This window comes from Neisseria sicca (genome assembly GCF_017753665.1).
Lineage (GTDB): Bacteria > Pseudomonadota > Gammaproteobacteria > Burkholderiales > Neisseriaceae > Neisseria > Neisseria flava.
On sequence record NZ_CP072524.1, the window covers coordinates 626141 to 646355 of the forward strand.

Below are 20215 nucleotides of genomic sequence, written 5' to 3' on the forward strand. Positions count from 1 at the left end.
TTCGATGTCTCTACTAAAAAGGTTTCAGACGACCTTCCCGGCCGTATGTAATTGTGAAAAGAAAATGGGTGCTATATTACCGCAAAACCTTGTTTCTAGCTATTGAATCAGGGACTTTCAGACGACCTTCCGACTATTGCCTCAATGGAAATTGCTATCAGATAGTGCGTGCCTGATTTATAATCCCTTACTTTCCCTTCCACCCGATATGCAAGGAATGATAATGACCAAACATCTGCCACTTATCGCCCTAACCGCCGTCATGCTCGCCGCCTGCGGAGGTTCAGACAAGAATGCCTCCGATAAAGCGGGTCAGGCGGGAAACCAAAATGTATTGAGGATTTACAACTGGTCGGAATACGTCGATCCTGAAACCGTTGCCGATTTTGAAAAGAAAAACGGTATCAAGGTAACTTACGACGTGTACGACAGCGATGAGACGCTGGAAAGCAAAGTATTGACCGGAAAATCGGGCTACGACATCGTCGGCCCATCCAATACCTTCGTCGGCAGGCAGATTAAGGCGGGGGCTTATCAAAAAATCGACAAATCCCTGATTCCCAACTATAAAAACCTCAATCCCGAACTGATGAAGCTGATGGAAGGCGTCGATCCGAGCCACGAATACGCCGTTCCGTTTTATTGGGGAACGAATACCTTCGCCATCAATACCGAGCGCGTGAAAAAAGCCTTAGGCACGGACAAACTGCCGGACAACCAATGGGATTTGGTGTTCAACCCCGAATACACATCCAAGCTCAAACAATGCGGCATCAGCTACTTGGACAGCGCGGCGGAAATCTATCCTATGGTGTTGAACTACATGGGTAAAAACCCCAACAGCAACGATACCGAAGACATCAAAGCAGCAACCGAGTTGCTCAAGAAAAACCGTCCCAACATCAAACGCTTTACCTCGTCCGGCTTCATCGACGACTTGGCGCGCGGCGACACCTGCGTCACCATCGGTTTCGGCGGCGACTTGAACATCGCCAGACGGCGCGCCGAAGAAGCAGGCGGCAAAGAAAAAATCCGCGTCATGATGCCCAAAGAAGGCGTAGGGATTTGGGTGGACTCCTTCGTTATCCCGAAAGATGCGAAGAACGTCGCCAACGCCCATAAATACATCAACGACTTTCTCGACCCCGAAGTCGCCGCGAAAAACGGCAATTTCGTTACCTACGCCCCTTCCAGCAAACCCGCACGCGAATTGATGGAAGCCGAGTTCAGGGACGACCGCACCATTTTCCCTAGCGACGAAGATTTGAAAAACAGCTTCATCATGGTTCCTATCCAGCCCACCATTTTGAAATTCATGGTCCGCCAATGGCAGGGCGTGAAAGCCGGTAAATAATTTGATACGGATGGATTAAAGGTCGTCTGAAAACTTGAAATAGAGGTTTTCAGACGACCTTTTGTTTGGGTTTTACAGCAATCCTTCTATCGGCAGGATGGAGAGGATTTTGGAGGTAACGCGTTTCCAAAATTTGGCTTCCGGCTCGGTGGAGTAGGTTTTTTGAGTGGTGGGGTCGTACCAGTGAAGTTTGTTGTATTTGTCGAGGGTGACCTGATAGGCGTATTTGGGGGTGGTATTGACGAGGGTGCGCTGCATTTCGCCTGCGATTTTGGGACTTTCGAGGACGACGCCCATTTCGGTGTTGAGTCTGGCAGAGCGCGGGTCGAGATTGAATGAGCCGATGAAGACGCGTTTTTCGTCCACGATGAAGGTCTTGGCGTGCAGGCTGGTAGCGGAGCTGCCGGTCAAGCCGCGGTCTTTGGTGGTGGGGACGGCGTGGTTGGGTTGCAGCTCGTAGAGTTTGACACCGGCTTTGAGCAGGGGTTTGCGGTATTTGACGTAGCCCGAATGGACGGCAGCGACATCGGTTGCTTGGAGTGAGTTGGTCAGGACGGTGACGTCTACGCCGTATTTGACGAGTTGGTCAAGCGCGCGCACGCCTGATTTGGTGGGAACGAAATAGGGCGAAACGAGATAAACGCTTTTTTCGGGCGTTTTCAGGGCGTCCTGCATGCGGTCAAAAATGGGCGGTTTGTGGCGGTCGCGGTCCAGCCCTTTGGCGGGATCGTCGCTGATCAGGCGGGTATGGACGCTTTGCCAGTCTATGCTGTTGCTCTGCATTTTTTTATAGAGTTCGGAATTTTCGATGTTGCTGCGGTAACGGCTGAGGGTTTCGTTTTTGTCTTTGTCGTTGTAACCCAGCTCTTGAAAGCCTTTTTCGATATCGCCTTTTTTGATGATGCTGGCGACAGTGTAGGAGGAATGGCTTGCCCAATAGCGGTCGAAGTCTTGGGAAACTTCGGGCACGACGCGGCCGGTGGCGAGGATGTCGAGGTCGGCAAAGATGGTGTCTTCACCGACTTTGAAATATTCGTCGCCGATATTGCGCCCGCCGAGGATGGTGGCGCGGTTGTCGGCGGTAAAGGATTTGTTGTGCATCCGGCGGTTGAGACGCGGGAAGTCGGTCAAATAGCCGAGCGCGCGCCATTTGCGGCGGACGAAGGGGTTGAACAGGCGGATTTCGATATTGGGATGGCTGTCGAGGGCGAGCAGGACGTTGTCCAGCCCGTTGGTGTTGTTGTCGTCAAGTAGCAGTCGCACGCGTACGCCGCGTTCGGCGGCACGGTGGATCAGGTTGAACATGAGCTTGCCGGAGAGGTCGTTGTGCCAGATGTAGTATTGGAGGTCTAGGGTGTGGTCGGCGACTTCAATCAGGGCGGCGCGGGCGACGAAGGCTTCGTGTGCGTCGTTGAGCAGATAGACATTGGAAATATCGCCGCTGGTTTTGGCAGTGGCGGTATTGAGCAGGGCATCCATGCGTGGGGCGGAACGGATGTCCAGATAGTGGCTCTCAGGGCGCTCTTCCAGTGAGGGCAGACCGGCGCAACCTGTTAGAAAAACCGGAAGCATAAGGATGAGATGGATTTTTTTCATTCTTGAGGGTGTTTCAGACGACCTTCTGCGCTAAAACGGTATTTTTATTTAGAAGGGTCGTCTGAAAAGAAGTTCGATGTTTATACGGTTCGCATTTTAACCGAGAAAAAAGCCGGCCGGATTGCTTTTTCAGGTCAGCTTCGTGTTTAAACATGGACGTTGTCGATTTCGGCGTACCGTTTTGCTTTTTCTTCCTTACTTAAAAACGAGGCTTTGAACGAGTTTTTGCACAATGTGCGGATGTCTGCTTCATTCAAACCCAATGCATCGGCAAGTTCGATGAAATTTTGGTTGAGGTAGCCGCCGAAATAGGCGGGGTCGTCTGAATTGACGGTAACCAATACGCCACGCTCAAGCATACGACGCAGGTTGTGTCGGGACAGGTCGCTGACGACTTTGAGTTTGAGGTTGCTCAATGGACAGACGGTCAGGGGCATTTGTTCGGCAATCAGAAGTTGCATAAGGGTTTCGTCTTCTTCGGAGCGTACGCCGTGGTCGATGCGGACGACTTTCAGTAAATCCAACGCTTCCCAAACGTATTCGGGCGGGCCTTCTTCGCCGGCATAGGCGACAGCGGGAAAGCCTTGTGCGCAGGCTTGGGCGAAGACGCGCTCGAATTTTGAAGGTGGGTTGCCGAGTTCGCCCGAATCCAGTCCGATGCCGTCGATATGTCGTCTGAAAGGCTGCGCTTGGGCAAGCGTTTCAAACGCGGATTCTTCGCTCAAATGCCGCAGGAAACACATAATCAGCCTGCTGGAAATACCCCATTTTTCCTGCGTTTCCAGGCGGGCGCGGGTAATGCCGTTGATGACGGTTTCAAACGCTACGCCGCGCGCAGTATGGGTTTGCGGGTCGAAGAAGATTTCAGTGTGGACGACGTTGTCCTCGCGGCAGTGGGCGAAATAAGCGGTGGTCAGGTCGTAGAAATCCTGTTCGTGGAGCAAGACCGCCGCTGCTGCGTAGTAAATATCAAGGAAGGACTGGAGGTTGTGAAAATCGTAAGCGCGGTGCACGGCGTCCACATCCGCATAGGGAATGGAAACGCCGTTGCGTTCGGCGATGGCGAACATCAATTCCGGCTCGAACGTGCCTTCGATATGGACATGCAATTCGGCTTTAGGCCGGGCGCGGATTAAGGCGTGGACGGACATGGACGGTACTCGCTCGGTCAATAATGGCGGCGGCGGAAGAAGAACATTCCTTCGCTGTCCACTTCAAGGATATAGCGGCCGTTTTGAACGGCGGCATAACCGCTTTTACCCGCCTGATACGGTTGCAGGGCGGCATGAGAGAGGAGGTAGCCGGTCAGTTTGCCGCTATCTTCGGCGATGTTGCCGACCAGTTTGGCAAATAAGGCATGGCATTTGCCGTTTTCAGTCCAGCCCAAAGGCTCGCCTTTGTCGCCGGTTTCCATACATTTGCCGCTGATGACTTCCAAATCGTTGGGGTGGTTGCCGATCAGCCGGATGACGTTTTGTTCGGACAAGCCGTTAATCGGATAGCTGATTTGTTTTTTGTTGTCGTTGGTTTTGCCTTCGCTGCTTTGTCCTAAGTCTAAGCCTGCGATGGCGTTGTCGTCGATGTATTTGACTTTAAATACGGGCTTTGGCGCGGCTTCGGCGGCATTTTGTGCAGGCTCGGCAGGGGCTTCGGATTTGCCGCAGGCTGCGAGCAAAAGGGCGGATAAGAGAATTGGAAAGGCTTTCATCGGATATTCCTTGTTCTAAACAGGAAAAGGTCGTCTGAAATATATAGTGGATTAACTTTAAACCAGTACGGCGTTGCCTTGCCTTGCCATACTATCTGTACTGTCTGCGGCTTCGTCGCCTTGTCCTGATTTAAATTTAATCCACTATAAGCAGACTGCTTTTTCAGACGACCTTTTGAGATTTACTTCAATGGGCGGATGCCGACGGCGTCGCGTACTTGGTTCAGCAGTTCGCGCGCTTCTTTGCGCGCTTTGGTGGCACCTGCCTGCAGGATGTCTTCGATTTGCGAAGGATTGGCGGTCAGCTCGTTGTAGCGTTCGCGCGGTTCTGCCAGCTCGGCGTTGATTTTGGCGGCCAAGAGTTTTTTGGCTTCGCCCCATGCCAAGCCTTCGGCAAGCATTTGCGTGAACGCTGCGGTTTCAGACGGCGTGGAGAAGGCTTTGTAGATTTCAAACAAGGGGCTTTCGTCGGGTTGTTTCGGCTCGCCCGGCTCTTTCATGTTGGTGATGATTTTGTTGACCGATTTTTGGGTTTTCTTGTCGTTTTCCCAAAGCGGAATGGTGTTGCCGTAGGATTTGGACATTTTGCGTCCGTCCAAGCCGACCAAGAGTTCGACGTTTTCGTCGATTTTCACTTCGGGCAGGGTGAAGACTTCTTTGAAGCGGTGGTTGAAGCGGCCGGCGATGTCGCGCGCCATTTCGACGTGTTGGATTTGGTCGCGGCCGACGGGCACTTCGTTGGCGTTGAACATGAGGATGTCGGCGGTCATCAGGATGGGGTAGCTGTACAGACCCATTTCTACACCGTGATCGGGGTCTTCCTGATTGTTTTCAACATTTGCCTGCACGGCGGCTTTATAGGCGTGGGCGCGGTTCATCAGACCTTTGGCGGTGATGCAGGTCAGAATCCAGTTCAATTCCATCACTTCGGGAATGTCGCTTTGGCGGTAGAAGGTGGTGCGTTCGGGGTCGAGTCCGCAGGCAAGCCAAGTGGCGGCAACGGCTTGGGTGGATTGGTGAATCATCTCCGGCTCGTGGCATTTGATGATGCCGTGGTAGTCGGCGAGGAAGAGGAAGGATTCGGTATCGGGGTTTTGCGCCGCGCGGACGGCGGGGCGGATGGCGCCGACGTAGTTGCCCAGATGCGGGATGCCGGTGGTGGTTACGCCTGTGAGGACGCGTTTCTTGCTCATGGGGATATCCTTAATGGCTCAAGGTCGTCTGAAATGAAATAGGGATTGATTATACCTGATTCCCAACGAGTTTTCAGACGACCTTTTTATAGTGGGCATATCGACTTATTCACAGCTTTTTCTGATTTAATCTATTTTAAAAACAGATTGATACTATATTTTTTAATATTTTGGTAAATTTTCTCTTGAGTTATCCACAGGCGGCACTATATAGCGTTTATTAGAAAGATATTCGTTTCAGAAGAAAGGAAACCTAAAGATGAGATTCGACAAATTAACCGCCAAATTCCAACAAGCCCTTGCAGAAGCTCAGAGTTTGGCGTTGGCTGCGGACAGCAGCTATCTGGAAGCAGGCTTCGTGCTGAAAGCCCTGCTTGACGACCAAAACAGCGGAGCCGCCGCGCTCTTGGCTCATGCGGGCGTGAATGTGCCGCAGGTGAAGCAGCGTTTGCAGCAGCATTTAAACAGCCTGCCGAAAGTGTCCGGTCAGGGCGGCGATATTCTGCCCAGCCGCGAATTGCAGGCAGTGTTGAACCTGATGGACAAAGCGGCAACCAAACGCGGCGATGCCTATATCGCCAGCGAACTTTTCCTGCTTGCCTTGGTGCAGCAGAACGATGCGACCGGCAAAATCCTGAAAGAAGCCGGTGCGACCGAACAAAACATCAATGCCGCGATTGACGCGGTACGAGGAGGACAAAACGTGAACGACGCTAATGCCGAAGACCAACGCGATGCGCTGAAAAAATACACGCTCGACCTGACCCAGCGCGCCCGCGACGGCAAACTTGACCCCGTTATCGGCCGCGATGACGAAATCCGCCGCGCGATTCAGGTATTGCAACGCCGCACTAAAAACAACCCTGTGCTGATCGGTGAGCCGGGTGTGGGTAAAACCGCCATTGTCGAAGGTTTGGCGCAACGCATCGTCAATGGCGAAGTGCCTGAATCCCTGCGCAACAAACGCTTGTTAGTTTTGGATTTGGCGGCATTGATTGCTGGTGCGAAATACCGCGGCGAATTTGAAGAACGCTTGAAAGGCGTGTTGAACGACTTGGCGAAAGACGATGGCAACACCCTGATTTTCATCGACGAAATTCATACTTTGGTCGGCGCGGGCAAAACCGACGGCGCGATGGACGCGGGCAATATGTTGAAACCGGCTTTGGCACGCGGTGAACTGCATTGCATCGGCGCGACCACCTTGGACGAATACCGCCAATACATCGAAAAAGACGCGGCACTCGAACGCCGTTTCCAAAAAGTATTGGTCGGTGAACCTAGCGTGGAAGACACCATTGCCATCCTGCGCGGTTTGCAGGAACGCTATGAAATCCATCACGGCATCGACATTACCGACCCCGCCATTGTTGCCGCCGCAGAGTTGAGCGACCGCTACATTACCGACCGCTTCCTGCCCGATAAAGCGATTGATTTGATTGACGAAGCCGCCAGCCGCATCAAAATGGAGCTGGACAGCAAACCCGAGCAGATGGACAAACTCGACCGCCGCATCATCCAGCTCAAAATGGAAAAAATGCACGTTGCCAAAGAAAGCGACGACGCCAGCAAAAAACGTTTGGAACTGATAGACGAGGAAATCGACGGTCTGCAAAAAGAATACGCCGATTTGGACGAAATCTGGAAAGCCGAAAAAGCCGCGTCTTCCAGCACCGCCGACATCAAGAAACAGATGGACGACATCAAAGTCAAAATCGAGCAGGCCAAACGCCAAGGCGACTTCGCCCGCGCGTCCGAACTCGAATACGGCGAGTTGCCGAAATTGGGTGCGCAGTTGCAGGCGGCGGAAAGCAACCCCGACGGCAAAAAACAAAACAAACTTTTCCGTACCGAAGTCGGCGCAGACGAAGTGGCTGAAATCGTATCGCGCATGACCGGCATTCCCGTATCCAAAATGATGGAAGGCGAACGCGATAAATTGTTGAAAATGGAAGAAGTATTGCACCGCCGCGTGGTCGGTCAAGACGAAGCCGTGCGTGCCGTGTCCGACGCCATCCGCCGCAGCCGCTCAGGCCTTGCCGATCCGAACAAGCCTTACGGCAGCTTCCTGTTCCTAGGCCCGACCGGCGTGGGCAAAACCGAGTTGTGCAAAGCCCTGGCAGGCTTCCTGTTCGACAGCGAAGACCACCTCATCCGTATCGACATGTCCGAATACATGGAAAAACACGCTGTTGCCCGCCTGATCGGCGCGCCTCCCGGTTATGTCGGCTACGAAGAGGGCGGCTACCTGACTGAACAAGTGCGCCGCAAACCGTACAGCGTGATTCTTTTGGACGAAGTGGAAAAAGCCCATCCCGACGTGTTCAACATCCTCTTGCAAGTATTGGATGACGGCCGCCTGACTGACGGACAAGGCCGCACCGTGGACTTCAAAAATACCGTCATCGTCATGACTTCCAACATCGGCAGCCAGCACATCCAACAAATGGGTACGCAGGATTACGAAGCCGTGAAAGAAGCGGTGATGGAAGAAGTGAAAGCCTACTTCCGCCCAGAAATGATCAACCGTATCGACGAAGTGGTCGTGTTCCACGGACTGGATCAGGAGAATATCCGCAACATTGCGAAAATCCAGCTCAAAGGCTTGGAAAAACGCCTAGAAGCGCAGCACCTGCACCTGAAAGTGGACGATGCCGCCTTGGATTTGATTGCCAAAGCCGGTTTCGACCCCGTGTACGGCGCACGTCCGCTCAAACGCGCTATCCAGTCGGAAATCGAAAACCCGCTGGCAAAAGCACTGCTCGAAGGCAAATACGCGCCCGAAAGCACGATTCATGTGAAAGAAGAGGGCGGCAAGCTGGTGTTTGCCTGATTTGAGCGCAGTTTGAGATAAAGTAATGAAAAAAGGTCGTCTGAAAACCTGATTACGGGTTTTCAGACGACCTTTCGTCTTAGGGTTTCGATATTTCACATCGGCAACGCGGTTTTATAAATTTTGCAAACGCTCGACCGAAGGGGCGTAGTAATATGCGCCTGATACAGCAGTAGAAAGATGCTTGAGCAGAAGGTCGGTTTTGCCGTCGGCATCGCCGAACATGTGCAAAAGCTGTACTTCGATGTTGTGCAGGGTGTGGCAGTAGGCAGTGAACATCAGGCCGTGTTCGCCGCTGATTTTGCCGAAGGGCAGACTGCGGCGGACGATTTTCAGACCCACGCCGTTTTCCTTCAGGTTGACGCGGCCTAAGTGCGAATCAGGCAGGCGAACGTCTTTGCTGAATTCTTCGTTGGCTTCTTTGCTGCGGCCGACGCTGGCTTCTTGTTCGGCAACAGGTACGGCATCCCATTTTTTCAGGTCGTGCAGGTATTTTTGCAGCAGGACGTAGCTGCCACCGGCATCGGGTCGGCCTTCGGGGATAATGGCGACATCGCGGACGTTTTCATCGCCTTGCGGATTTTCAGTGCCATCGACAAAGCCGTCCAGTCCGCGGTCTTCATACAGGCGCAGACCGTGTTCTTCGGTGGCGATGCTGATGCTGTCGCCGAACGCGGCAAAGACGGATTGGGCGAGCGCGTAGGCGGCGTTTTGGCGGTAGGCTTGGATGTGGATGTAAATATCGTGTTGGGTCGAAGGGGCAAGGCCGTTGCCCATGACGGGAAAAGGCTTGATTTCGCTGCCTTCTTCCGCGTGTCCGAACGCTTTCCATGCGTCGCTGCCGAAGGCGATGGTCATGCCTAAAATATCTTCGGGAAAGCGGGTTTTGAGTTTCTCCAAGGCTTCAAGCGAGCTTCGGCAGGTGGTTTTGATGTCGTCGTAGCGTCCGTCGCGAATGTCGGCTTCGATAAATATGCCAGCTTGGGCGTGGTCGGGAATGATGGCGGTTTGGGGGTGGTTCATTGCGTTTCCTTTCGGATTTTATGGAGTTTTTCAGGCGGTATTATAGCACTTAAGGTTTTCAGACGACCTCGTCTGAAAGGGGGATTATGATAGAATCCGCCGTTTGTGTTTTGATTTTCAACAGGTTCGCTTTATGTTTGGCACGATGTTTCTGATTATGATTGTATTGCTCCAACTTTTCACGTTCGGGCTGGGGCGTTCGTTGCAATGGCTGTTCGCGCCGGTGGTCGGGAAGGCGGGCAGGCGTTGGCTGATGGGCGTGTCGTATTTCGTGACCAACGGCTTGCTGGCGGGGCTTTTGTTGGAGTTGGGACATTTTATGTTCCGCATGATGGCGTTTTGGATGGTGTTGCTGCTGTTTGTGATGTATGCGGCACTGGCGACGTTTCTCCTGTTTCTGCTGTTGCGCAAATTCGTGGCAAGCCGGTCGCTGTCGCGCAGCCTGCGGCTGTTTGCGCCTCTGTTTGTGTTCGGCTTGATCGGCTTTGGGCTGTACAACGCCTATACGCCCGTCGTCCGTCATCAGACCATCGTGATTGATAAGAAAATGGACAAACCGCTGCGCATCGGCGTGGCAAGCGACCTGCACTTGGGGATTTTGTTCGGCGCGCGGCAACTGGATAAGCTTGTCGACATCATGAACCGCGAAAAAGTCGATTTAATCCTGTTGCCGGGCGATTTGATGGACGACAACGTCGATGCCTACCGCAAAGAGAATATGCAGCCGCATCTAGGTCGTCTGAAAGCGCCGCTGGGCGTTTACGCGACTTTGGGCAATCACGATATGTTCGGCGACAGCGCGCGCATCCGTCATGACCTCGAAGCGGCAGGCATTACCGTACTCGGCAATCAAGTGTTGCAACACGATGCGTTCCTGCTCGTCGGCCGCAATGATGATTTGGATCACGACCGTCCGTCTGTCGCGCAGTTGCTGGAAAACCACAATACCGACCAGCCTGTTTTACTAATGGACCACCGCCCGACCGAAGTCGAGGCGCACGCCACGCTGCCTATTGACGTTCAAGTTTCCGGCCATGTCCACAACGGTCAAATCGCGCCGGCAAACCTGATTGTGCGTACTTTATACCGTCTTGCCTACGGCTACGAGGAAATCGGCGGAAGACACTTTTTTGTTACGTCCGGCTACGGTTTCTGGGGGATTCCGCTGCGCTTGGGTTCGCAGTCGGAAGTGTGGGTGATTGATGTGAAGGGAAGTAATTTATTGAAATGAAGATATAAGGTGTATGAAAAAGGTCGTCTGAAGCAAAATTCGGACGGCCTTTTTTATGACTTATGGGCAAAAAAATCTATTTGGGCTATAATACCATCAAACTAAATCAACTCTGCGGATTGGTTTTCGTTCGCGAAAAATCTGCAAAATACTCAACACATTACTTCAATAAATAATCAAGGATGAGCATTATGGGAATCATTAGTCTTATTTTCATCGCCGTGATATTGGGCTTTCTGCTGATTAATTTCAAACAAAAGCTCAGCCGTTGTAAAAAAGATTACCAAGAATCTTTCGTTGCATTGCGTATCGCTTTGGCGTGTAGGCACCAGGCAGTCAGACATGTTTTAGATGCGTCAAAAATCTACTTGGGGCGCGAAGGTGGCGATATGGATAAAGGTTTGTTGTCCGCCTGTGGCGATGCAGAAGCGGTATTGAGCCAGGCATCCAAATCTTTTTCGCCGGAATCGCTCTCCCGCCTGTGCAATGCGGAAGCAGAATTAAACAAATTGCTCCGAAGCTTGCAAGAAGCTTTGGAAAAAAACTTAAAACAACGACCCGACGAAGGGTTGAAAAGCCAGCTTGAAATGCTGGATGCGGCTGAAAACGACGTTGTTTCCACGCGCCGTGCTTACAACCGTTCCGCAGAACGCTACAACCGCATACTGAGAAAGTCCATGAGCGGAATTATTGCGAAAGTATTGGGTTATCATGTCAAAGCAAGCCTGATTAAATTTGAAGACAACAATGGCCCTCAAATGAGCAAACATTTACTCGCACGCTCGTAATCCTTGTTCGAAAGTATGACGAGTTTGGATGGGAACCCCTTTATTGTCATCATCCCTCGTGCAATAAAAAGGTCGTCTGAAAACCTGGAACATGGTTTTCAGACGACCTTTGTTTTTCAAAACGGAATCAACCGCCGCATGCGCCGCAGCAGCCGCCTTCGCTGTGGCCGCCGCGTTTTTCTTCGTTGTTGACTACGGGCAGCTCGACTTCTTCAGATTGTTCTTTTTTGTCTTCGGGCAGGTCGTTGACTTTGATTTTGTTTTCTTCTGACATTTTAGGCTCTCTTTAAAAAAGGGTGGAAAGGTGTGCCAAGATACCATCGGGCGGCGGATAAACCAAGTCGGATTTAAGATTTTTTGCGATTCGGTTTGATGAATCGCAAATCGTGCCGGGTTAGGATGGTTGATGTGCGGCTGATATGATGACGGGACGCTTGTTATAGTGGATTAACTTTAAATCAGGACAAGGCGACGAAGCCGCAGACAGTACAAATAGTACGGCAAGGCGAGGCAACGCCGTACTGGTTTAAAGTTAATCCACTATATCGCGTCCCGCTTGGGTTTTCAGACGGCCTTTGGGCATCAGTTCAGGCGGTTTTTCTTACCGAACCAGACAAAACCGATCGCACCCAAAACAATCATCGGAACGCTCAACCATTGTCCCATCGACAAGCCCAAGGTGAGCAGGCCGAGATAGTCGTCGGGCTGGCGGGCGTATTCGGCGATGAAGCGGAAGAAGCCGTAGCCGCCGAGGAAGAGGGAGGCGACTTGTCCGGTCGGACGCGGTTTTTTGGAGAAAATCCATACGACGATGAAGAGGCAGATGCCTTCCAGCGCGAATTGGTAGAGTTGCGAAGGGTGGCGCGGCAGCATGTGGTATTGCTGCATCCATTCTGCCCAAAGCGGGTTGCGCACGGCGGCATTGAGGTCTTCTGCGCGTGCTTGCGGGAAGCCCATTGCCCAAAAGGCGTTGATGTCGGTAATACGGCCCCAGAGTTCGCCGTTGATGAAGTTGCCGATACGACCGGAAGCCAAGCCCAGCGGAACGAGCGGCGCAACAAAATCCATGGTTTTCAAGGTACTGATTTTGTGTTTGCGGCTGAACAGCCACATGGCGATGACGACGCCCAAGAAGCCGCCGTGGAACGACATGCCGCCTTCCCAGACTTTGATCATGTCAAGCGGATGTTCGAGGTAGTATGAGAATTTGTAAAACAGGATATAGCCGAGTCGTCCGCCGAGTATGACGCCTACAACGCCCCAAGTCAGGAAGTCGTCGAGCATTTCTTGGGTAAAGGCGGTGTTGCCTTGCTTGATGCGGCGGCGTCCCAGCCATAGGAAAAGCATAAAACCGACGATATAGCTGAGGGCATACCAGCGGATGGCGACTGGTCCGATACTGATTGCAATGGGGTCAAACTGCGGATGTATCATCATGATGTGTGTTCCTTATTGGAAGGGCGGTTTATGTGTTTTTAGCCCGACAAAGGTCGTCTGAAAATCCCGATTTGAATTTTCAGACGACCTTTTGTGTGATGGGGAGAAATAATTATCGTAAATCATCGACAACGTTCAAGACAGCCGACAACATGGCTTCGCCCAAGCGCAGGGAGCGTTGACCGTTCCAGCCGAAGTCGTCGTCGGGCAGGTTGGCGTTGTCTTTAAACGGCATTTCCAGCGTATAGGCGAGGCAGTCGAAATGGTTGCCCACCCAGTTGGTCGCGAGCGTCATGTTTGCCTGACCGGGTGCGTCTTTTTCATAGCCGTATTCGTCTTGGAAGTCGGGGCTGGCGGAGAGCAGGGCGGCTTTGAACTGCGTTTCCAGCGCGGCGATGCGCGGATTGTAGTTCGGCACGCCTTCCGTACCGGCGACAAAGACAAACGGCAAGGCTTCGTCGCCATGAATGTCCAAGAACAAATCCACGCCGGTTTCCAGCATTTTTTCGCGCACGAGGAATACTTCCGGGCTTTTTTCCAAAGTCGGGGTTTCCCATTCGCGGTTGAGGTTCGCGCCGGCGGCATTGGTGCGCAGGTTGCCCAAGACCGAGCCGTCGGGGTTCATGTTCGGCACGATGTAGAAAGTGGCGCGGTCGAGCAGGATGCGCGCGGTCGGGTCTTGCGGGTCGAGCAGGCGGCCGAGCAGACCTTCTATAAACCATTCCGCCATCGTTTCGCCCGGATGCTGGCGCGCGATAATCCAAATTTTCATGTCGCTTTCGACTTGGTTGCCGATGGTCAGCAGATTGATATCACGGCCTTGCACGGTGCTGCCCAAGTCGTCGATGCGGCAAAGCCCGCTGCCTTGCGCGTCACCCAAGAGGTTTAAATGCTGCTCGTGGGAATAGGGTTCGAAATAGGCGTAGTAAACGCTGTTGGACAAGGGCGTATGGTTGATGGTCAACACGCCGTTTTCGTATTCGGTCGGGACGCGGAACCAATTTTGCCGGTCGTAAGAGGCGCACGCCTGATAACCTTCCCAGCCTTCGGGATAGGCCGAATCCGCCGCGTTTTCAAAGTGCATTACGCAATTTTGATACGCCGCACCTTGCAGGCGGAAATAAAACCATTGGGCGAAATCGGAAGCGTTGTCCGGACGCAGCTCGAGGCGGATATTGGCGGGGTTGGTCAGGTCTTTGACGACGACGGAGCCGGCATCAAATTGAGTGCTGATTTTAATCATGGGAGAGTCCTCGGTATATCGGGCAAACCGGATAACCGTTGTTTGAGAAAATGTTTGGGCGATACCGTATCCGTCGGCGACGGCAAACCGATATGCCCGAATCCGTTGATTCTACCATTCCGATGGGCGCATCCTCAACCGATAAGGGTTGCGGAATGTTGTTTCAGACGACCTTTGACGTTAAGATAAGGCAGTTTGGCTTTAAATCATGGCAAGACGGCAAAGCCGAAGAAACTAGCGGAGCCGATTTGTACCGATTCCAAGCGAATCCGCTATAATGATTAAATTGTTAATAATGAGGCACGATTATGAGCGAATCCCACTCCATTTCCGCAGCCGACAAAGCGCGCATTTTAGCCGAAGCCCTGCCGTATATCCGCCATTTTTCCGGCTCCGTCATCGTCATCAAATACGGCGGCAACGCCATGACCGAGCCTGCTTTGAAAGAAGGCTTCGCCCGCGATGTCGTCTTGCTCAAATTGGTGGGCATCCACCCCGTCATCGTCCACGGCGGCGGACCGCAAATTAATGAAATGTTGGAAAAAATCGGTAAAAAAGGCGAATTCGTACAAGGCATGCGCGTGACCGACGGCGAAACGATGGACATCGTAGAAATGGTGTTGGGCGGTCATGTCAACAAAGAAATCGTCTCGCTGATTAATTTACACGGCGGACGCGCGGTCGGTGTCACCGGACGCGACAACCACTTCATCAAAGCGAAAAAACTGCTGGTCGATACGCCCGAGCAGGCAGGTGTGGACATCGGACAGGTCGGCACGGTCGAAAGCATAGACGTACGCCTGATTGAAGGCTTGATTGAACGCGGCTGTATCCCTGTTGTCGCCCCCATCGGTGTCGGCGAAAAAGGCGAAGCGTTTAACATCAACGCCGACTTGGTCGCAGGCAAACTGGCGGAAGAGTTAAACGCGGAAAAACTGCTGTTGATGACCAATATCGCCGGCGTGATGGACAAAGAAGGCAACCTCTTGACCAACCTTACGCCAAGCCGTATCAACGAATTAATCGCAGACGGCACGCTCTACGGCGGTATGTTGCCCAAAATCAGCTCTGCCGTCGAAGCGGCAAGCAACGGCGTTAAAGCGACACATATCATCGACGGCCGCCTGCCCAACGCGCTTTTACTGGAAATTTTCACCGATGCGGGCATAGGCTCGATGATTTTGGGCGAAAGTTCATAACGACCCGCAGATGAGTCAAGGCTTGCCGAACAGCAGGCCTTGTAAATGCCCGAATACTAAATACACAAAAGGTCGTCTGAAAACCTGTTTCAACGTTCATAGAGAATGCTGAAACGGATTTTCAGACGACCTTTTTGCCATTTTCAATCCTATTGAGGCTGCACGTTGAAAGGCATATCGATTTTCTGCCATTGCGCGCTTTCGTAGTCGAGCGCGGCGGCGATTAGGGGGTGTTGTTCGAGCCAGTTTTGGCTGATGCGCAGGATGAAGCCTTTGCCGGTTTCGTCGGCGCGCAGTTGGGTTTGCGGCGGCAAATCCAAAGGCAGGCGGGCGCGGCAGAAGAGTGCGGCGAGGCGCAGGGAGAGGACGGCGTACCAAAGCATTTCGCTGCTGCCGACGATGTCCGCCATTTTTTTCATGTCGCCGCGGTGTCCGATGACCAGTTGCGCGAGTATGGTTTGCTCTTTACGGGAGAATCCGGGCATATCGGCGTTTTCGAGGATGTAGGCGGAGTGTTTGTGGTAGCCGGTGTGGGCGATGTCGAGTCCGATTTCGTGCAGTCTGCCTGCCCAGCCGAGGTATTGTTGCCATTGGGCAAGGTCTTGGACGGTTACGTTTTTGGCGTGGCACAGGCTGTCCATAAAGGCTTGCGCGGTTTCGGCGACGCGTTTGGCTTGGTTGAGGCTGACGTGGTAGCGGTTTTGGAACTCGGCGGTCGTCTGATCACGCATGTCTTCGTTCAAACCGCGTCCGATCAGGTCGTAGAACACGCCGTCGCGCAAGGCGGCTTCGGTAACGGTCATTTTAGTGAGTTCGAGCTCTTCAAACGCTGCCATCATGACCGCCAGTCCGCCAGCGAACACTTCCACGCGTTCGGGTTTGAGGCTTTCGAATTTGGCTTTTTTGACGGAACCGGCTTCAATGATGCGGTCGGCAAGATGGCGCATGCCTTTGTAGGTGATATCGGCTTCTTGTGGAAACTCGGCGGCGATGAGGTCGCGGATGGATTTGGCGGTGCCGGATGTGCCGATGGCGAAATCCCAGCCTGTGCGCTTCATCATTTTGCTGATGCGCTGGATTTCGTTGCGTGCGGCGGAGATGGCGGCTTGGAAATCTTTGGCGGTGATTTTGTTTTGGAAGAAACGCAGGCTGTACGTGACGCAGCCTAAGGGCAGACTCTCGGTTGCGAGCGGGTGCAGGTCGGAGCCGATAACAAATTCGGTTGAGCCGCCGCCGATGTCGATGACGAGCATTTTGTCGCCGTTGGGCGGAAGGGTGTGAACGACGCCGGTGTAAATAAGACGGGCTTCTTCACGGCCGGCAATGATTTCGATGGGGAAGCCCAGTGCGGCTTCGGCTTTAGGTAGGAATTGGGCGATATTTTTTGCTACGCGGAAGGTATTGGTCGCCACGACGCGCACTTGTTCGGGTCTGAACCCGCGCAGCCGTTCGCCGAATTTTGCCAAACAGTCCAAGGCGCGTTCTTGGGATTCTTCGCTGAGGTTTTTATGTTCGTCCAAACCGGCGGCAAAGCGCACCATTTGTTTGAAGGAATCAATGACTTTTAGTTGTCCGTTGTTGTTTTCGCAAACTTGGAGGCGGAAGCTGTTGGAACCTAAATCGACGGATGCCAGGACGTTGGTAGGCGTAGTGGTCATGAAAAAATACCGGTGGATAAACGAAGGTCTAATGTTACTCTGTCCCGCCGTTGATTGACAATATCGCAAATCAACTTTAAACCGCCGCAATTCTGCTTCAGGTCAATCCATTTATAAATGATGCACGCTGCCTTTGATTCTGCACGGAGATATTCTTATAATATCCGCTTTGCAAACGTCAAAAGGTCGTCTGAAAACGAAAATAGGTTTTTCAGACGACCTTTAAACCGACTAAACGAATGACACTACACATGAAAACGGAAAACCTTATCCTCACACCCGAATCCCCGTCCCGCCGCCGCTTTTTACTGGCAGGCGGCGCATTGCTGCTCAGCCCTGCCGCTGCGCTCGCCGGCGCGCAACGTGAAGAAACGCTTGCCGACGATGTCGCTTCGGTCATGCGCAGCTCTATCAACAATGTCAATCCGCCGCGTCTCGTGTTTGCCGATCCAAACGAAGGCGAACGCTGGCTGGCGGCGATGTCCTCCCGCCTTGCCCGCTACGTTCCCGATGCGGCAGAACGCCGCCGCCTGCTGGTCAACATCCAATACGAAAGCAGCCGCGCGGGCTTGAATACCCAAGTGATTTTGGGTTTGATCGAAGTCGAGAGCGCGTTCCGCCAATACGCCATCAGCGGCGTCGGCGCGCGCGGGCTGATGCAGGTCATGCCGTTTTGGAAAAACTATATCGGCAAACCTTCGCACAACCTGTTCGACATCCGCACCAACCTGCGCTACGGCTGCACCATCCTGCGCCATTACAACAATATCGAAAAAGGCAACATCGTCCGCGCTTTGGCGCGCTTCAACGGCAGCTTGGGCAGCAACAAATATCCCAACGCCGTCTTAGGCGCGTGGCGCAACCGTTGGCAGTGGGGTTGAACCGCGGTTTATAGACGGCTGCGGTCTGTGCAAATGCAAACCCTTTTGAATCCTGTATAATCCGCACATCTATCAATTTCAAAATTTCAGACGACCTCTGAATCCTACGGGGTCGTCTGAAAAACCGTTTATGGCAAAAGACAACCGCATCCAAATGTTCCCGCACGAATGGCGTGCCAGCACCACCCTCTCCGGCGTTTACGCACTGCGTATGTTGGGGATGTTCTTGGTTCTCCCCGTTTTGTCCTTATACGCCGCCTCATTGCCCGGCGCGGAAAACAACAAAACCTTGGTCGGTCTGGCAATGGGCATCTACGGATTGACACAGGCTTTGCTGCAACTGCCTTTGGGCATCGCCTCTGATAAATTCGGACGCAAAAAAACCATTTATGTCGGACTGATTGTCTTTGCCGCCGGTAGTTTTCTCGCCGCCGCCGCCAACTCATTGCCCATGCTGGTTGCCGCGCGCGCCATTCAAGGGGCGGGCGCAGTCAGTGCCGCAGTTACCGCGCTGCTTGCCGACTTGACCCGAGACGGCGTGCGTACCCGCGCAATGGCGATGATAGGCTTAAGCATCGGCTTGACCTTTTCCGTCAGCCTTGTGGTTGCCCCAATGATTGCCGACATTATCGGCGTTCCCGGATTGTTTATGCTGACCGGTATCCTGACCGTCATCAGTATAGGCGTTGTCGCTTGGATGACCCCCGATCCCGAAGTATCCAAGCTGCACGAAGACACACAGGCGCAGCCCTCGCGCATGGGCGAAGTCCTTCGCGACCGCCAGCTTCTCAATCTCGATTTCGGCATTTTCGCGCTGCATGCCGCACAAATGGCGTTGTTCACCGCCCTGCCTTTTGCCATGACGCAGCTTGGTTTGGAAAAAATCCAGCATTGGAAAGTCTATCTGCCCTCGACCATTACAGGGCTGGTGATTATGATCCCCCTCATCATCATCGGCGAAACCCGCAATAAGCTCAAACAAGTCTTCATCCTCGGCATCGCCTGCATCGCCGCGGCGCAAATCGGCTTATTGTTCGGCATGCACTCGATTTGGCTGATTACCGCCTATCTGATTGTTTACTTTATCGGCTTCAACGTATTGGAAGCCAGCCTGCCGTCCATGGTGTCTAAGATTGCGCCATCCGATTTGAAAGGCACGGCAATGGGCGTTTACAATACCATGCAGTCCGTCGGGCTGTTTGTGGGCGGAGCAAGCGGCGGATGGCTGTTCCAACAATATGGCTTTGCAGGCGTTTTCACCTTTTGCAGCGCGTTGATGCTGCTATGGCTGGTCATCGCCGTACTCGCGCCCGCGCCCAAACCCGTCAAAAACCTCAGCTATCCCGTCAGCCCCGCATGGCAGGAAAAACACGATTCGCTCTACCAAGCATTGTCCCAAGTCGAAGGCGTCGAAAGCATTACCTTCAGCGCAGACAAACAAACCATTTACATCAAGGCGTTGCAAAAAGGATTTGACCAAGAGGCCGCCGAAAACATCATCACAGGAGTTTAAAAAATGTCATTAAACAAAGTCATCCTTATCGGCCGTCTCGGTCGCGACCCCGAAGTCCGCTACATGCCCAACGGCGAAGCCGTCTGCAATTTCAGCGTCGCCACCAGCGAAACTTGGAACGACCGCAACGGTCAACGCGTAGAGCGTACCGAATGGCACAACATCACCATGTACCGCCGCCTCGCCGAAATCGCCGGACAATACCTGAAAAAAGGCAGCCAAGTGTATCTGGAAGGCCGCATCCAAAGCCGTAAATACCAAGGCAAAGACGGCATCGAACGTACCGCATATGACATCATCGCCAACGAAATGAAAATGCTCGGCGGCCGCAACGACAACAGCGGCGGCGCACCTTACGACGACGGCGGTTACAACCAAGGCGGCTACCAACAACAAGCGCCGCAACAACAATACCAAGCCGCCCCGCAAAACCAAGAGCCTCCCGCAGCCCCCCGCCGCCAAGCTCCCGCCGCACCGGCTGCTCCAGTTGAAGACATCGACGACGATATTCCCTTTTGAATTCTGTATACTTGAATTTTGTAAAAAATAAATCATCAA

At 53.0% G+C, this 20215-nt stretch carries 18 protein-coding genes and 2 pseudogenes; 10 read left to right on the plus strand and 10 right to left on the minus strand.

The window, feature by feature from the left end:
• The first annotated feature begins 223 nt into the window (after positions 1–223).
• Positions 224–1354, plus strand: coding sequence for a polyamine ABC transporter substrate-binding protein (locus J7445_RS02970; protein ID WP_141752069.1), 1131 nt, complete (start codon positions 224–226; stop codon positions 1352–1354).
• Between the two features lie 72 nt (positions 1355–1426).
• On the opposite strand, the gene J7445_RS02975 is transcribed toward J7445_RS02970, so the two are convergent.
• The 5 genes and pseudogenes from J7445_RS02975 to trpS all read right to left on the minus strand — a co-directional run bounded on the left by J7445_RS02975 (position 1427) and on the right by trpS (position 5851).
• Positions 1427–2950, minus strand: a complete 1524-nt coding sequence (locus J7445_RS02975) for a phospholipase D family protein (protein WP_070656705.1) — start codon at positions 2948–2950, stop codon at positions 1427–1429.
• 146 nt (positions 2951–3096) lie between these two features.
• Positions 3097–4101, minus strand: a complete 1005-nt coding sequence (locus J7445_RS02980; RefSeq protein ID WP_070656706.1) for an adenosine deaminase — start codon at positions 4099–4101, stop codon at positions 3097–3099.
• A gap of 17 nt (positions 4102–4118) precedes the next feature.
• Complete coding sequence (locus J7445_RS02985) at positions 4119–4658, minus strand: hypothetical protein (RefSeq protein WP_070656707.1); 540 nt, start codon at positions 4656–4658, stop codon at positions 4119–4121.
• A 23-nt stretch (positions 4659–4681) separates the two neighbouring features.
• Positions 4682–4810, minus strand: a pseudogene (locus J7445_RS02990) (IS5/IS1182 family transposase); the annotation flags it as partial.
• Positions 4811–4840: 30 nt separating this feature from the next.
• The gene (gene trpS / locus J7445_RS02995) at positions 4841–5851 is read right to left on the minus strand and encodes a tryptophan--tRNA ligase (RefSeq protein ID WP_070539253.1); all 1011 of its coding nucleotides are present in this window, start codon (positions 5849–5851) and stop codon (positions 4841–4843) included.
• A 259-nt stretch (positions 5852–6110) separates the two neighbouring features.
• Here trpS and clpB point away from each other — a divergent pair, with 259 nt between their 5' ends.
• The gene (gene clpB, locus J7445_RS03000; protein WP_070656708.1) at positions 6111–8684 is read left to right on the plus strand and encodes an ATP-dependent chaperone ClpB; all 2574 of its coding nucleotides are present in this window, start codon (positions 6111–6113) and stop codon (positions 8682–8684) included.
• A 114-nt stretch (positions 8685–8798) separates the two neighbouring features.
• Here clpB and J7445_RS03005 read toward each other — a convergent pair whose 3' ends face one another.
• Positions 8799–9707, minus strand: coding sequence for a Dyp-type peroxidase (locus tag J7445_RS03005; protein ID WP_070656709.1), 909 nt, complete (start codon positions 9705–9707; stop codon positions 8799–8801).
• Positions 9708–9840: 133 nt separating this feature from the next.
• Between J7445_RS03005 and J7445_RS03010 the strand changes: the two genes are divergently transcribed.
• Both J7445_RS03010 and J7445_RS03015 read left to right on the plus strand, forming a co-directional pair.
• Entirely contained in the window at positions 9841–10938 is a 1098-nt protein-coding gene (locus J7445_RS03010) for a metallophosphoesterase (protein ID WP_070656710.1), read from the plus strand.
• Positions 10939–11129: 191 nt separating this feature from the next.
• Complete coding sequence (locus tag J7445_RS03015) at positions 11130–11726, plus strand: LemA family protein (protein WP_070656711.1); 597 nt, start codon at positions 11130–11132, stop codon at positions 11724–11726.
• A 127-nt stretch (positions 11727–11853) separates the two neighbouring features.
• Here the strand turns inward: J7445_RS03015 and J7445_RS03020 are convergent, their stop codons facing one another.
• Positions 11854–12000: a hypothetical protein gene (locus tag J7445_RS03020; protein WP_003767024.1), complete on the minus strand. Its 147-nt coding sequence runs from the start codon at positions 11998–12000 to the stop codon at positions 11854–11856.
• Between the two features lie 164 nt (positions 12001–12164).
• On the opposite strand from J7445_RS03020, the pseudogene J7445_RS12425 reads away from it, so the two are divergent.
• Positions 12165–12290 (plus strand): annotated as a pseudogene (locus J7445_RS12425) (IS5/IS1182 family transposase); the annotation flags it as partial.
• A gap of 18 nt (positions 12291–12308) precedes the next feature.
• Here the strand turns inward: J7445_RS12425 and lgt are convergent.
• Together lgt and J7445_RS03030 are read right to left on the minus strand one after the other, a co-directional pair.
• Positions 12309–13163 (minus strand): prolipoprotein diacylglyceryl transferase, encoded by an 855-nt coding sequence (gene lgt, locus J7445_RS03025; RefSeq protein WP_070656712.1) that lies wholly within the window; start codon positions 13161–13163, stop codon positions 12309–12311.
• Between the two features lie 112 nt (positions 13164–13275).
• Positions 13276–14406 (minus strand): M14 family metallopeptidase, encoded by a 1131-nt coding sequence (locus tag J7445_RS03030; RefSeq protein WP_070656713.1) that lies wholly within the window; start codon positions 14404–14406, stop codon positions 13276–13278.
• Positions 14407–14498: 92 nt separating this feature from the next.
• On the opposite strand from J7445_RS03030, the gene J7445_RS03035 reads away from it, so the two are divergent.
• Together J7445_RS03035 and argB are read left to right on the plus strand one after the other, a co-directional pair.
• Positions 14499–14684, plus strand: coding sequence for a pseudouridine synthase (locus tag J7445_RS03035; RefSeq protein ID WP_070656714.1), 186 nt, complete (start codon positions 14499–14501; stop codon positions 14682–14684).
• A 30-nt stretch (positions 14685–14714) separates the two neighbouring features.
• Positions 14715–15605 (plus strand): acetylglutamate kinase, encoded by an 891-nt coding sequence (gene argB / locus J7445_RS03040; protein WP_070656715.1) that lies wholly within the window; start codon positions 14715–14717, stop codon positions 15603–15605.
• 149 nt (positions 15606–15754) lie between these two features.
• Here the strand turns inward: argB and ppx are convergent, their stop codons facing one another.
• The gene (ppx, locus tag J7445_RS03045) at positions 15755–17263 is read right to left on the minus strand and encodes an exopolyphosphatase (protein ID WP_070656716.1); all 1509 of its coding nucleotides are present in this window, start codon (positions 17261–17263) and stop codon (positions 15755–15757) included.
• A gap of 251 nt (positions 17264–17514) precedes the next feature.
• Between ppx and J7445_RS03050 the strand changes: the two genes are divergently transcribed.
• From J7445_RS03050 to J7445_RS03060, 3 genes are all read left to right on the plus strand, one after another.
• Positions 17515–18144 carry a lytic transglycosylase domain-containing protein gene (locus J7445_RS03050; RefSeq protein WP_003756649.1) on the plus strand — a complete coding sequence of 210 codons (630 nt, stop codon included), beginning with the start codon at positions 17515–17517 and terminating at the stop codon, positions 18142–18144.
• Between the two features lie 130 nt (positions 18145–18274).
• Positions 18275–19657 (plus strand): MFS transporter, encoded by a 1383-nt coding sequence (locus J7445_RS03055; RefSeq protein ID WP_070656717.1) that lies wholly within the window; start codon positions 18275–18277, stop codon positions 19655–19657.
• Between the two features lie 3 nt (positions 19658–19660).
• Positions 19661–20176, plus strand: coding sequence for a single-stranded DNA-binding protein (locus J7445_RS03060; protein ID WP_070656718.1), 516 nt, complete (start codon positions 19661–19663; stop codon positions 20174–20176).
• Positions 20177–20215 lie beyond the last annotated feature (39 nt).